At 26.1% G+C, this 14348-nt stretch carries 12 protein-coding genes; all 12 read right to left on the bottom strand.

Features of this window, described 5'->3' with window-relative positions:
- Positions 1 to 7: 7 nt before the first annotated feature.
- The 12 genes from CP965_RS12320 to ftsH all read right to left on the bottom strand — a co-directional run bounded on the left by CP965_RS12320 (position 8) and on the right by ftsH (position 14335).
- Positions 8 to 1609 carry a cation:proton antiporter gene (locus CP965_RS12320; protein WP_129062411.1) on the bottom strand — a complete coding sequence of 534 codons (1602 nt, stop codon included), beginning with the start codon at positions 1607 to 1609 and terminating at the stop codon, positions 8 to 10.
- A 134-nt stretch (positions 1610 to 1743) separates the two neighbouring features.
- Positions 1744 to 3297, bottom strand: coding sequence for a 2-isopropylmalate synthase (locus CP965_RS12315; protein WP_129062410.1), 1554 nt, complete (start codon positions 3295 to 3297; stop codon positions 1744 to 1746).
- A 240-nt stretch (positions 3298 to 3537) separates the two neighbouring features.
- On the bottom strand, positions 3538 to 5286 hold the full coding sequence (locus tag CP965_RS12310) for a GGDEF domain-containing protein (protein WP_164971026.1): 1749 nt from the start codon (positions 5284 to 5286) through the stop codon (positions 3538 to 3540).
- 69 nt (positions 5287 to 5355) lie between these two features.
- Positions 5356 to 6474 (bottom strand): HP0729 family protein, encoded by a 1119-nt coding sequence (locus CP965_RS12305; protein WP_129062408.1) that lies wholly within the window; start codon positions 6472 to 6474, stop codon positions 5356 to 5358.
- 8 nt (positions 6475 to 6482) lie between these two features.
- Positions 6483 to 7145 carry an EcsC family protein gene (locus CP965_RS12300; RefSeq protein ID WP_129062407.1) on the bottom strand — a complete coding sequence of 221 codons (663 nt, stop codon included), beginning with the start codon at positions 7143 to 7145 and terminating at the stop codon, positions 6483 to 6485.
- Positions 7146 to 7175: 30 nt separating this feature from the next.
- A complete protein-coding gene (locus CP965_RS14155) occupies positions 7176 to 7337 on the bottom strand; it encodes a hypothetical protein (RefSeq protein ID WP_164971025.1) in 162 nt (53 codons plus the stop codon).
- A gap of 23 nt (positions 7338 to 7360) precedes the next feature.
- On the bottom strand, positions 7361 to 7771 hold the full coding sequence (locus tag CP965_RS12295; RefSeq protein WP_129062406.1) for a DUF6998 domain-containing protein: 411 nt from the start codon (positions 7769 to 7771) through the stop codon (positions 7361 to 7363).
- A gap of 73 nt (positions 7772 to 7844) precedes the next feature.
- Positions 7845 to 9296: a flagellin N-terminal helical domain-containing protein gene (locus CP965_RS14360; protein WP_129062405.1), complete on the bottom strand. Its 1452-nt coding sequence runs from the start codon at positions 9294 to 9296 to the stop codon at positions 7845 to 7847.
- Positions 9297 to 9361: 65 nt separating this feature from the next.
- The gene (locus tag CP965_RS12285; RefSeq protein ID WP_129062404.1) at positions 9362 to 10006 is read right to left on the bottom strand and encodes a response regulator transcription factor; all 645 of its coding nucleotides are present in this window, start codon (positions 10004 to 10006) and stop codon (positions 9362 to 9364) included.
- A gap of 8 nt (positions 10007 to 10014) precedes the next feature.
- Positions 10015 to 11529 (bottom strand): sensor histidine kinase, encoded by a 1515-nt coding sequence (locus CP965_RS12280; protein ID WP_164971024.1) that lies wholly within the window; start codon positions 11527 to 11529, stop codon positions 10015 to 10017.
- 134 nt (positions 11530 to 11663) lie between these two features.
- A complete protein-coding gene (locus CP965_RS12275; protein WP_129062402.1) occupies positions 11664 to 12251 on the bottom strand; it encodes a phosphatidylserine decarboxylase in 588 nt (195 codons plus the stop codon).
- Between the two features lie 2 nt (positions 12252 to 12253).
- On the bottom strand, positions 12254 to 14335 hold the full coding sequence (ftsH, locus tag CP965_RS12270; protein WP_129062401.1) for an ATP-dependent zinc metalloprotease FtsH: 2082 nt from the start codon (positions 14333 to 14335) through the stop codon (positions 12254 to 12256).
- Between the last annotated feature and the right edge of the window lie 13 nt (positions 14336 to 14348).

Genomic DNA, 14348 nt, shown 5'->3' with positions numbered 1-14348 from the left:
TATACTCCTATTTTTTTATAATTAAATCTTTAATCTTATGACTTGTTATAAGATTTTCAACAAAAATATTAGAAATATTAAAATCACTAATTATTTCGGCCTCTTTTTTTGTATGAATTTTTACAATAATTTTATCAGTAGAAATAACTTGTTGTATGGTATCGCATACTTGGTAGAGTTTTTGTGGATTATCTATTGCAATAATCACATATTTTGCTTCTCTTAAATTTACACTTTTTAACAAATCCTTATTTGTTGCATTACCAAAAACTACATGATAACCACTTTTCAAAGACCTATAGAAGCTTTCAATATTATTTTCAATTGCAATATAAGGTTCAGAATTAACTGTAAGTTCATCAGCAATACTTCTTCCAAATTCACCTAATCCTAAAATTATTGTATGATTACTTAATTCTGTTGATTTAAGTTCTTGCTCAATAACAGGTTCAACACTTTTAATAAAGAAATCAGTAATTGTTGTAAGATTTTTTAAAATTATGGGTGTAATTATCATTGATAAAACAATTGTTACAATCATAATTTGACCATATGGAGAGGGTACTAATCCTCCTGTTCTTGCAAGTTCCAATAAAGCTAAAGAGAATTCTCCAATTTGAACTAAAGAAAGTGCTGTTTTAAGACTAACTCTTTTATTCTCATTAAATCTTATTACCACATAAATAACTATAAACTTTAAAATCATCACAGAAAATAAAAGTGCTAAAATTATATGTATATAAGAAAAGATAATATCAAATTTTAATTGCATTCCTACAGTTACAAAGAAAATTCCTAATAATAAATCTCTAAAAGGAACTAAATCTGCTTCAGCTTGATGTTTATATCTTGTTTCTGCAATAAGCATACCTGCAATAAAAGCTCCTAAAGAATAAGAAAAACCTAATTTATGAGCCAAAAGTGAAGCTCCAATTGCTAGAAAGAGTATAGAACCTACAAAAAGTTCATCAGAATTTGTTTTTGTAATTGCTCTAAAAAATGGCTCTAACAAATACTTTCCTATAATTACCATTAGCACTAATAAAATCAAAGCATGAAATAACATCTCAAGTAAAACATCTGAAATACTACTTTCTGAAGAAGTACTCATAAAACCAATTGTTAAAAGAATAGGAATAACAGCAATATCTTGCATAATTAAAATCCCTAAACTTCTTTGTCCATATCTTTTACTTATTTCATTTGTTTCATTAAAAGTCTTTAAAACAATGGCTGTTGAAGATAAGGCAATTGCTAAAGATAAAATAAATGAAATATTCTTTTCAATATCAAGAATATAATAACTTATTAAAAAAACTATTATTGCGGTAATTGAAATCTGTAATGTTCCTGCAACAAAAACTTCATTTTTCATCTTTTTTAAATGTTCTAAAGAAAACTCTAAACCTATTGTAAACATTAAAAAAACAACACCAAACTCTGCAATCTCTTTTAATGTATGATTATTTACAGCATCATGCAAATTAAATGTATATGCAATAACAGTACCAGTAAAAATATATCCTATAATTGTAGGTAAATGAATTTTTTTTAGTAGTATATTTATAACTAAAGCTAAAAATAGTGTAGTTACAATAATTGTTAACATTAATATCCTTATATTTGAAAGTAATATTGATTATAACAAATAGTTTTTTTTAAAGAGATGAAGTTAGTGATTATTTATATTAATAATTATTATAAAAGAGTAAATATAAAGCAGTAAACTGCTTTATATTTTAATTAAACTTGGTGTTCAGTTCTTTTAGAAAGTCTTTCTTTTTGAGAAAGAAAAGAGTTTACAGAACCTAAATAAGCTTTTGCTGTTGCAAGCATAGTATCAACACTTAATCCATGCCCTACAAAAGAAGGTGTTTGTTCATCAAAAACTACCCTTGTCGTAACTTTTGCTAAAGCATCTTTTCCTTCAGTAACTGAAGTTACATTATAACTTTGAAGATCTCCACTTATTCCCGTTAATCTATCAATTGTTTTAAAGATTGCATCCATTGTTCCATTTCCAATATTTGCATCACTTATTATTTCATCATTATATTTAATCGATACCGCTGCTGTTGGTAAACCATTTGAACAGTCAGAGATTTGTAAACCAACTAACTCATAAGTTTTATCGTGATTTAACGATTCATCTGTAATTAACATTCTTACATCATCATCAGTTACTTCTTTTTTCTTATCAGCTAAAACTTTAAATTTTTCAAAGGCTGAATTTAATTCTTCATCAGTAATTTTATCAAAACCTAATTGATTAATTTTATCTCTAAATGCTGCTCTTCCAGAGTGTTTACCTAAAATTAAAGTAGAGTCTTTAATAACTCCTACATCTTCAGGTTTCATAATTTCATATGTTTCTTGATGTTTTAATACTCCATCTTGATGAATTCCACTTTCATGGGCAAAGGCATTTTTCCCTACAATTGATTTGTTTTGTTGTGGTTCAACACCAGTAATAGTTGCAACTAATCTTGATGTTGCATAAATTTCTTTTGTATTAATACTTGTGTATAAATCACCAAAAGCATCTTTTCTAGTTTTTATAGCCATTACAGCTTCTTCTAAAGCAGAGTTCCCTGCTCTCTCACCTAAACCATTAATTGTTACTTCAATTTGTCTAGCACCATTTGTAACTGCTGCTAAAGTATTTGCAGTTGCTAATCCTAAGTCATTATGATTATGAACAGAGATTCTAGCTCTATTACCTGCAAAATCTGATAACTCTTTTACCATAGCTCCTAATTCTGTTGGTAATCTATATCCAACCGTATCTGGTAAGTTAATCGTAGAAGCTCCTGCTGCAATTACTGCATCCATAACTTCTTTCATAAAAGGTATTTCACTTCTCCCTGCATCTTCTAAAGAAAACTCCACATCATCAACAAATGTTCTTGCATATTCTACTGCATGAACTGCTCTTTTAATAACCTCGTCTTCACTCATTTTTAACTTATATTTCATATGAATTGGTGAAGTAGCAATAAAGGTATGAATTCTATGTAATGGCGCTTTTTCTACAGCTAATCCAGCTTGTTTAATATCATTCTCAATTGCCCTACTTAAAGAACAGATTGAAGAATTTTTAACTTGTTCTGCAATTCTACTAACTGCATCAAAATCTCCAGGACTTGCTGCTGCAAAGCCTGCTTCAATAACGTCTACACCTAATTTTTCTAATTGTAAAGCAACTTTAATCTTTTCTTCTGTATTCATAGAACAACCAGGAGATTGTTCACCATCTCTTAATGTAGTATCAAAAACTATAATTTTATTTTTATCCATTGTATGTACCTTTTGAATTATGCAATATTATATCTTTTTTTATTTAAAAAAAGAAAAACTAAATTTTGGAAATTGTTATGTTCTAAATGTATATATTAGAGGAAGTTTTTAAGAAGCAGAAGAGTGTTAACACTTTTTATGAAATGGTTTTTATAAAAATCAAATATTTTCATTTACTCTCCTTTGTATTATCGTAAAATTATAGTAATTTAAAAAAAATTTGTCAAGAGAAAAAGAGTTTTATATACTCTCTACTGCATTTCTTCCATTCTCTTTTGCTTTATATAAAGCTTCATCCGCTCTATTTATAAGTTTTTCTAAATTATCTTCCTCTTTATATATAGTTATTCCAAAACTTGCAGTTTTATTTCCAATAACAGGAAAGCTATGCTTTGCAATTTTTTCTCGTATATGATTTGCTAATTCATGTAGACCTTTTAAATCAGTATGAGGACAGATTATAACAAACTCTTCTCCTCCCCATCTTCCTACTGTGTCTGATTTTCTAATATTTCCTTGTAAAAGTTTTGAAATCTCTATTAAAGTAGAATCTCCCACTTGATGTCCATAAGTATCATTAACTTGTTTAAAATAATCTACATCAATAATCATTATTCCAAACTTTTCATTATATCTATCTGCTCTATTTAGTTCTTCAAGTATAACTTCATCAAGTTTTATTCTATTATAAATATTTGTTAGTTTATCAGTTACAGATAATCTTTCTAACTCAATATTTTTTTCTCTTAATTCTTTTGTTCTTTCTTTTACTTTTTGTTCAAGTTTATTTTGGTATTCAAAAATCGAATGTCCCATTTCTAACATAGAATTTGACAATTCTTGAATTTCAAAAACCCTACTTTTTACTTTTCTTAGTTTTGAATATTTTCTATTTTTTACTTTCTTACTTTCAAGTTTTAATTCCAATACAGGCTTTACAATTACTGAAGCAAAATACCAAATAAGAGGTAATAAAAATAAAAAAAGTAAAATAGTAAAAACAACTATTAAATTAAAATATTTAGAATATTGTTCCATAACATCATCAAAAGATACTACGGTAATTAAATATTTATATATATCATCTTCTAATTGGGAAAAATTTATAATATATTTTTCTGAATTTATTTTATAAATATGTTCTTTTTTATTTAATACACTATTTTTATCAATCAAATTTTTTATTTGAGAAATCAAAGTAGTATCTTTTGTAGTAGAACCAATCAAGTCTTTATCTTCTGCAAAAAGAAAACTATTCATACTTTTCATTGAGTTTAAACCATTAATTGTTTTATTAAGATTATTTAATAAAACATCTAAAGCAAAAGTTACATTTTCATTATATCTTTTTGCATATGTCATTCCTGTTGAATCAATATGCTTAAAAGAATAAGGCTTACTTTTAATCAAAATATTACTTTGATTCTGAGCTTTAATATACCAAGGTCTACTTGTAGCTAAATAACTATTTTCTTTTTCTTCTTTTTTTATTAATTTAAGTTTTTCATTATATACATTTAGAACTCTTTTGTTTTTATTTTTACCATTAATGTAAACTAAAAGCCATCTTGCTTCTTTTGATAAAGTGTATTGCTCTCTTAAAGATTTATTTATTTCTAAATTAATTATTTCAAAAAAGCTATCATCAGAAAAAGCAAAATATGTAGCATAAAGTTCTTCATTATTTTTTAAAATATTTACTAAAATTTTTATATATTTGTCTTTATCTTTTTCAATATCTTCAATAGATTGAACATCAGAAAAAGAGGAGCTTATTGCATCGATAACAAAGCCATTTACTTTATCTAAAGTCTTTAAATTATCTTTAACTTTTGATGAAATTAAATTAAAATTATTATTCATCACTCTTTGAGAAAATTCTTTGCCATAAGTTGCTTGTATATAAATCATAAAAGTTATAATTAGCAATGACAAAAATATAAACAGTGATAAAACTGTTACCCTAAAAGGTATATTCTTTAATGACAACTATTCCTCTCCCTGAACAAAAATAGTGAGGATTTTATCCAAATAATAGTTATTATTTACTGATATAATTTATTTTATGTTTAGTTTTATTAGATTTAATTTCATTTTTATTAATTCCACTAAAATACTTTCTTCTGATACACCTAAAACTTTGTTTCTTAACTTATTAGCCTCATCTATTGTTGCAGCTTTTTCATGAACTATTTTATTTCTAAGTTCTTTTACTGAATTAATATAATAAATAAACTTTTTTTGAATAAAATAACTAATGTATTTTTCAAAATGTTTTATTATAAAGTCACATATTTCAGTATTTTTTAAAAGATATTTATAGGTACCAAAATTTGGTTTATTGTAAAAAATATCACTAAGAGTATATTCACAGCCTTGCACACTATATGAGATATTTTCAAAACTTGGATTTTTTTCAAGTATATATTTGAATAAAATTTTTGAAAAAGAATATATCTCTTGTTCTATTGTTTTACTATACTTTATAACCACTGAACTAAAATCATAGGTTAAATCTTCTTTATGCTCTTGTAGTTCCATTTGTGCTGAGATTATGTTTGTCAAAGAATCTGGATGAAAATAGTGTATATATTTTGAACCAAAGCTGTATTCTATAAGGTTTTGTTTTATCCGTAAAAATCTTTCTGATTTAAACATATCAGGATAATATCTAAAGTTTTCATCATCATACTCAAAATAATCAATCTCATGTTTCATATCTACAAGAAGTGGATAAACATAATTATTTCCATAAACAGCATAGGTATGATTTCCAAAGTTTTTGGCTGTAAGATTTGCTAAGATATTGTCTCTTGTTTCTTGAAAGTTATTATGTACTAACTCTCTTAAATCTTTTATAATAAACCATGTCTCAACCTCAAGATTTTTTTCTCTATAATAAGTTGGAGCAAGATTTGAATAATCTTCATTGGAAACTTTTGTAACTTTTGCCACATAAATACTTGAATAATCAGTTAAAAAAAGTTGAAGATAGTTTTTCTCATCTACATCTTTATAAATCAATTCTAATTGCTTTTGAAAACCATGTTCTTGATTTTTAAGTTTTGACTTAACCTTACCAAAAGCTACTTTTTCATTTTTGATTAGTAGCTTTAGATGTTGTTGTATAACATCTTTTTGGTAATATGGGTTGTAAAGGATTATGAGGTTTTGCATATTGAATATTATTTTGAATCAGCTGTAAAAAAATCAATAGCTCTATTACCAACAAACTTAGTAATTAATTTATTAACTGAAAAACCTATAATGACTCCTATTCCAAAGGGAATTGCTTTTTCCAAAGCTTTTCGTGTAAATGTAATGCCAAGCTTTTTAAATATTTCTTTTATTATTTGAAGAGTTGTTCCTTTTAAATGCTCCTTAACTAATCGAATAAATGCTTTTGAGGCTACCTTCTTAGATCCCTCTTTTCCCATATAATTAATGCTTCCAAGACCTGCAATAATAAAACAAAGATTTTTTTCTTCTTCTTTTAATATATCATGCTCATATACTGTTGCAATTTCCATAGTCATTTCTATTTGAAACTTTATACAAGCTATTGCATCTGCACTCGCACCACCGCCAATTGCAACAGCTGTGCCAATTCCAGGGATAATCCCTGAAAGTGCTGTTGTACCCCCTGAAAATGCAGCATAATAGCTGTACTTTGAAATTATTTTTTTAGAGACCATTAATTTAACTTCATCTTCAGATATATCGGGATGTGATTTTCTATATTTGTCTAAAGTTTGTGTTGCCTGTTTTTTTAGATTTTCTGGTTCTGCTAATATTGACTCTGTAGCTTTAAGAAAACGTGGTTTATCTTCAACTATTTCATTACTCATTAAGATTCCTTTTTATTATAAGTTTACTTTTTAATTTATATTTCTTTTATTCATACCAATGCCACATTTGGGACACACAAACTGCATACCATCTTTTTTTGAGATAGTATCATCTTCTATAAGTATAGGTACTACCATACTCTCTTTGCATTTTGGGCATATATATTTATATAAAGTTGAATTTACAATCATAGTTAGTCTTTTGGTTTAAATACTTATGTATTGATTCGTTTTATTTTAGAGATATCTATTTCATATTTATTATCATAGATTCTTGTATTTTCAATCAGTGGTTGGTAGTCTCCAAAATATATATCTTCAAAAGTATTATTTTGATATATGATAATCATTAATTTATCAACTTTATCTAATGTTCTTGGGTTTAATGTGATGAAGCCACTAGTTTGTGCTGTAGTTTTTACACTTATTTTACTTCCATCTTTTGCTATCACATCATGTCCATGTTGATTTACTTCTAAGGCTAAGGTTCCATTAGTTTTTATTGCACAATAAAATTCCCCTAATCTACCTATAAGATGACGAAGTTCAGTTGGTTTGTGATTAAAATATTTTATTTCAAAGTTTAATATTTCTAAATATTTATTGTATAATTGCTCTAAATTCATTATAAATACCTACTTTTATAGTCATTATAAATGTTATATGTGTCAGTTATGTGTCAATTTTTTATTTTGGAAATTATTTTAATAAGTCTAATACTCTTTTCATAGTTTCATTTTTTTGAACTTCTACAAAAGAACCTGCTTGATTTATAATATTCAACTTATTAAAGTTTGCACTTTCTTTAGCATAATCAACATCTCTTATTATACTTTCGGCATTTTTTATATTTGTATAATTTGTTAAAGAATTCCTCACTGAAGATTCTAATTGATTTGTAGCTGCTGCTATATCACTTCTTGTTGAATTTAATTGAGATAAAGAAGTATCAACAACATCCATTAATATTTTGGCTTGTGTTTTTAGATCTGGGCTCTCATCATTTCTTTCTAAAATTAGATTATCACAATTACACATTTCATTTTGATTTTTTAATAATGGATTCTGCCATTCAGCAGAAGTTTCATAAGAACCTACACCATTTACAAAAATTACTAATGTTTCTGTAACATCAGGAATAACTACCATTTCTTCCCATTGTTTAATAGTTTTAGTAATAGAAACACCATTTTTATTTGTATATATTACATCTGTTTCATAACTTGGGTCATTTGTCATACCATCACTGCTATTATAAGGACCATAATATGTAAGAGGTATACTAGGATTAGATAATTCATCTAAATAGGATGCATTGATATCAAACTTTTCAGGATTTAAAGATATAATATTTTCAGGATTAGAACCAGCTTGCCAACTACTATCAGAAGAAGCTGTTCCAGCAATGTGTTTACCACTTTTTGTAAAAACTTGAAAAGTATCATCAAATGTTGCTTCATTAAGATATAAAGTAAGGTTCTTAATTCCTTGTGGTATTTCAATCATAAACCGCCCATCTTGCATAGAAGAATATTCAACAGTATTTTGTAAATTATTACTTAATATAACACCATCATTTATATTACCTATTGATTCAGATGGAAGAAGAGTATTAAACCCTGTAATAAAATTTATTAATTTGTTCGGATTTATATCTCCCATATTTCTTGACTCAATTGAATTAATATTTACATTTACTGTATCTTTATCCCTACTTCCAACTTGAAAAGTTAAAGGACTCGAACAACCATTTAATAAAGGAATAGTATTATAGTTTGTACGACAAACGATATTATCATAATTGTCAATTAGTTTTAAGATTTCTGTCTTTATTATTTTTCTACCTTCTACAGAAGTTGTATCAGTATTCATTTGTATTGCTTTTGATTTTATGGTATCTAAGATTTTACTCAATTCATCAATTGCTTTATCTGCTATATTCATCATTGCTATTGCACTATTTGCATTTGCAACTCCTTGTTTTATTCCACTTGCTTGAGTTCTTAACTTATCAGAGATAGCCAATCCTGAAGCATTGTCACTAGCTTTATTTATTTTAAGACCCGAAGAAAGTTTACTTAAAGATTGATTTGTATTTTTTTGATTTAAAATACTATTGTTTAAAGATGAGAAATTATTATTTAAATACATATTTTAACCTAACTTAGCAATAAATTCTTAAAGATATTGTATAAATTATTTGTGGCAGAAATATGTCAATTTAAATAAATAATAAAACCTTCTTCCCTTACAGTTTTAATAATGTCATCTGGAAATTTTTTTCTTATTCTTTTTACTAAACTTCTTATAGCTTCTGAAGATTTACTTTTTCCATACACATAATCTTCTATTTGAGTAATATTTACTACTGTATTTTTATTTGAAATCAATAGGTGCAAAAAAGCTTGTTCTCTTTTTGTAAGCTGACATGCCTGTTCATTTATATATATTTTTTTTTCATTTAAGGAATAAAAGATTTTTTCTGAAAGTTTAATTTTTAATTTATCAATATTATTTTTAAGTTTTTCTATTTTAAGAAGTAATTCATCTATATCAAAAGGTTTTTTTATATAATCATCACAACCTTTTTTATAACATTCTCTAATCTTTTCAATATCAATTATTGCACTTATCATAATAATCTTTATATTATTATTTATACCTTTTATTTTCTCAATAAGATCACTTCCTTCAACAAAAGGCGTATTAATATCTAATATATAAATATCATAAAGAGGTGATATTTTTGAGTAAGCCTCATCTCCATCATAAAAACTTTCAACAGTATAGTTTTCAGTTTCAAGTGATTCTTTTATAGCTTCATTTAAACTATAATCATCTTCTAGTAAAAAAATTTTCATACTTGATATTAATATTCAAGTGTGTCAGTATTGTGGCATTTAAAATGATAAATAAAAATATTTCTCATATTTTTTCTTTCAACCTCTACTTTAATCTGATATTTATTAATTATATCTTTTACAATACTTAAACCTAAACCATGTCCACCTATAGAACTTTCTTCTCGTTTATATTTATCAAAAATAGCTTTTTTTTCAATTATTTCATTACCTTTTGTAATAAACTTTAATATATTCTTTTCTAAGTAAACTTCTATTTTTGAATGTAATTCACTATATTTTATTGCATTTGATAGATTATTATCAATTAATCTAGTTAATTCTATATTAGTTATATATACACCACAATTACTATTTGTATTCAAAACTATTTCTTTTCCTTGAGATTTAGCAATTGTAGAAAAATAATCTACTCTTTCAATTAAAAAAGTTTTTAGCTCAATTTCCTCAATTTTATATTCTAACTTATCTTTTGTCATTAAAAAAGTCATATCATCATAGGAGTTTTGTAGAGTTTTTATTGCTGCTTCTATTTTAAAAGAATATTTATCTTTCCCTTTCATTTTATTTCGTAATTGATTATTTAAAAGAATTATACTTAAAGGCGTTTTTATCTCATGGACAGAGTGTTTTATAAATTTATCTTTCTGTTTTAATAAGATTTCTTTGTATCTTAATTTAAAAAGAATAAAGAAAATAGCTAAACCTACTAAAAGTAAAAAAATAGAAATTATATTTATTTTATTTATTTCATTCTCTAAAAAACTTTTATCAAAAGTAAGACTATACAAAATTTGAATATCATCAAATATTACTGACTCTTGTTTTGAATACAAAACTTTATACTCATTATTATCTATTTTTAGATTATCTTCAATTAATTTAGTTTTTCCAACCCTATTAAAAATTTTTATTGCATCTTCTTTTACTTTTTCCATTTCGTCTAATGTCAGTTTACGACCTTTAAACTTTTTAAAGATAAAATCACCAATATAACCATCCTTTAAAACTAAATATGCCCTATAATTAGCAACAGTAGTATTTTTATTTACCAAAGAATATATCTTATTAAGTCTATCATCTGTATTTTGATAAGTATAGCTTACTTGAAAAATTCTATTTGAATTGGGTAAAAAATAATCTGTATAACTAAAAAACTTTTGAGAATATGATTCAAATATGGGAGCTGTAACTTCAAGCAAATTTTCTTTTTTATTTTTTTCAAAACTCTCTTTTGCAAAACTTAAGTTAAAACCTATATCAGGTTTATATGTAGTATTTACAATAATATAATTATTATCTGTTATATATATATTATAAGGTTTTGAAATGAAGCCTTCATTTATTTTATTATAAATTTCATCTAAAGAATTATCATATCCATTTAAAATTACTTGATTATATGCTTTTTCATGTATTTCTTTTAGATTATTTTTTTCATTACTAAACTGATGTAAAATATAAGTTAATAATGCATTTGACTCATTTTGGAGTTTATAAAAAAGAATTCTTTCATTTTTCAAATATTTTAATTTTGTATTTTCAATAAGATAATAACGAAGAATAAAAAATACAACTAAGAAAAAAGTCAAAAATATTATAATTAAAGTTGATAATTTTATTCTAGGTTTAAGCATAGTAAATAAATAATTTCAGCTTATTGATTTCTTGCAATTACTGTTTTGCCAGAGTGAAGTTTATTTCCTATATTTACTAAAAGTTCTTTTGAGTTATCAAGTTCTATTACTACTTGACCGTTAAGAAAAACTGCTAATTTATCACCTTTTAAAGCACTGCTTTCAAAAATTTCAGTTCTGTTAGAAAATAAAGAAGTTATTAATTCTATTTTAATATCCTTATATTTTATTTCAATTTTTTCATTTAGTTTTTTTGCTTTTAAGGAATCAAGAAAGGTATAAGTGCCACGGGTAGTTTTAACTGTAAAGTCTCCACTTTTTACAGCTCTTAGAATATGATTATCAAATAATGACACATCAATATAGATAAGTTTTTTATCTTTTTTAATATCAATAGAAGATATTCTTCCTGAAATAGGAGAAACAATATCTTCTTCATCATAGTTTTTTATAAATCTATTATTTCGATAAATAAAAATAAACCATAAAGTTAATGCAAAAAGAACAAAGCTTAAAAAATCACAATCAATTATTAAAAAAACAATTGTTAATATTAAAAAACTAAATATACTTTTGTATCCTTCTTTTGCAATTAACTTATTTAACATTTTTACTCTTTTTTATCTTCTTTATTTTCTTCTATTTCTTCATTTTTAGTTTTATTTTCATCTTTTTTTTCTGAAGACTCTTCAGTTGAGTTTTCAGAGTTATTTTCTTTTGTAGAAAGATCTTCTTCTTTTAAAGCTTCACTATGTAAATCTTCTTCTTCAAAAACCTCTCCTCCATTTTCAATAATTATTTCTCTTACTCTTTCTCCTGAAAGAACTTCTATATCAAGAAGTTCTTTAGTCATTTGTTCTATTGATTCATTGTGGTCTCTTAATGATTGTAAAACAGCTTCATATCTTTCGTTTAGTAATTTAATAACATAGTCATCAAGATTTTTTGCCATTTCATCTGAAAAATCTTTTTGTGTTTGACCACCTAAAAATTGATTACTTCTTTTTTCAAGAACCATAAGTCCAGCAACATCACTCATTCCATAAACAGATGCCATTGATTTAATAATATCTGTTGCTCTTTCTAAGTCATTACCAGCACCAGTTGAAATTTCACCAATGAATACTTCTTCTGCTGCTCTACCACCTAATAATACATCTACTTCTGCAATAAGTTCATGTTTTTGCATTAAATATTTATTTTCTTCTGGTGTATTTAATGTATACCCTAAAGCTGCAAGTCCTCTTGGTACAATTGATACTTTATTAACTTTTTTAGCACCTCTTGTAATTTCTGCAATTAAGGCATGTCCTGATTCGTGGTATGCTACAATTTCTCTTTCTTTTGGAGAAATTCTTCTAGATTTCTTTTCAAGTCCAGCAATTTGTCTTTCAACTGCTTCTTTAAAATCAGCTGGGTCTACTTGGTCTTTTTTAGCACGTCCTGCTAAAAGTGCTGCTTCATTAATAATATTTGCTAAATCTGCACCTGCAAGTCCAGCTGTCATTTTAGCAACTTCTTTTAAATCAACATTTTTTCCTAACTTTACATCTTTAATATGAACTTTAAGAATTTCAATTCTACCTTCATAATCAGGTTTATCAACTAATACTTGTCTGTCAAATCTCCCTGGTCTAAGTAATGCAGGGTCAAGAACTTCAGGTCTATTTGTTGCAGCTAATACAATTACTGGTGCTGCTTCTGTTGAGAATCCATCCATTTCGGCAAGAAGCTGATTTAATGTTTGTTCTCTCTCATCATTTCCACCCATTGGACCACCAGATGCTCTACTTTTACCAATAGCATCAATTTCATCAATAAAAATAATAGCTGGTGCACTTTTCTTAGCTTGTTCAAATAAATCTCTTACTCTACTTGCTCCCACACCAACAAACATCTCTATAAAAGCTGAACCAGAAACAGATAAAAAGTTAACATCTGCTTCACCAGCAACAGCTTTTGCTAAAAGTGTTTTACCAGTTCCAGGAGGTCCTACTAATAATACACCTTTAGGAATTTGTGCTCCTAATCTTACATATCTTTCAGGATCAGATAAAAAGTCAACTACTTCTTGTACTTCTTCTTTAGCTTCTTTATTTCCTGCCATATCTTCAAATTTTACATTTGGCTTTTCAGAATTAATCATTTTTTTAGAGCTTCCAATTCCTAAGATTCCACCTGAACCACCTCCCATAGATTTAGACATTCTTCTAGCTAAGAACATCCAAATTGCAAAGAAAATAAAAATTGGTAAAACCCATCCAAATAAAATATCAGCAATTATATTTTCTTCATTTATTCCACCATATGAGATACCTTTTTGTTCTAAAGAAGGAATCAAGGTATCATCAGGAACTACCCTTCTTGCAGTATATGTTGTAATTTGGCCACTTGATGGTTTACTTACAGCTTTAACTTGTGTATTTCCAATACCTACGTATTCTATTTGACCGTTTGAAATTAGTTTTTTAAGTTCTGAATATGCTACAGTTTTATTTTTTGTTTGTCCAAAAGATGAAAGCCCTTGATTTTCCCCACCCATTGCTTGTGAACCATTATCTGGAAACACTGCTTTAAAAACAAAAATTGTAACAATAGAAAATATAACAAAAACTAATAAAGGGTTATTATTAAAAAAGTTATTATTATTGTTATTATTGTCTTGGCCATTTTTATCTGGTCTATTATTCATTTACATTAACTCC

The organism is Halarcobacter mediterraneus, from assembly GCF_004116625.1.
GTDB classification, from domain to species: domain Bacteria; phylum Campylobacterota; class Campylobacteria; order Campylobacterales; family Arcobacteraceae; genus Halarcobacter; species Halarcobacter mediterraneus.
Note: the sequence above shows the minus strand (reverse complement) of the source record. Positions and strands in the feature narration are given on the sequence as shown.

Excerpts from the sequence above, each read along its gene's own strand:
- CP965_RS12300 (WP_129062407.1), bottom strand. The coding sequence starts at position 7,145 with ATGAGTAATGAAATAGTTGAAGATAAACCACGTTTTCTTAAAGCTACA.
- CP965_RS14360 (WP_129062405.1), bottom strand. The coding sequence starts at position 9,296 with ATGTATTTAAATAATAATTTCTCATCTTTAAACAATAGTATTTTAAAT.
- CP965_RS12305 (WP_129062408.1), bottom strand. The coding sequence starts at position 6,474 with ATGCAAAACCTCATAATCCTTTACAACCCATATTACCAAAAAGATGTT.
- CP965_RS12285 (WP_129062404.1), bottom strand. The coding sequence starts at position 10,006 with ATGAAAATTTTTTTACTAGAAGATGATTATAGTTTAAATGAAGCTATA.
- CP965_RS12315 (WP_129062410.1), bottom strand. The coding sequence starts at position 3,297 with ATGGATAAAAATAAAATTATAGTTTTTGATACTACATTAAGAGATGGT.
- CP965_RS14155 (WP_164971025.1), bottom strand. The coding sequence starts at position 7,337 with ATGATTGTAAATTCAACTTTATATAAATATATATGCCCAAAATGCAAA.
- ftsH (WP_129062401.1), bottom strand. The coding sequence starts at position 14,335 with ATGAATAATAGACCAGATAAAAATGGCCAAGACAATAATAACAATAAT.
- CP965_RS12295 (WP_129062406.1), bottom strand. The coding sequence starts at position 7,771 with ATGAATTTAGAGCAATTATACAATAAATATTTAGAAATATTAAACTTT.
- CP965_RS12275 (WP_129062402.1), bottom strand. The coding sequence starts at position 12,251 with ATGTTAAATAAGTTAATTGCAAAAGAAGGATACAAAAGTATATTTAGT.
- CP965_RS12320 (WP_129062411.1), bottom strand. The coding sequence starts at position 1,609 with ATGTTAACAATTATTGTAACTACACTATTTTTAGCTTTAGTTATAAAT.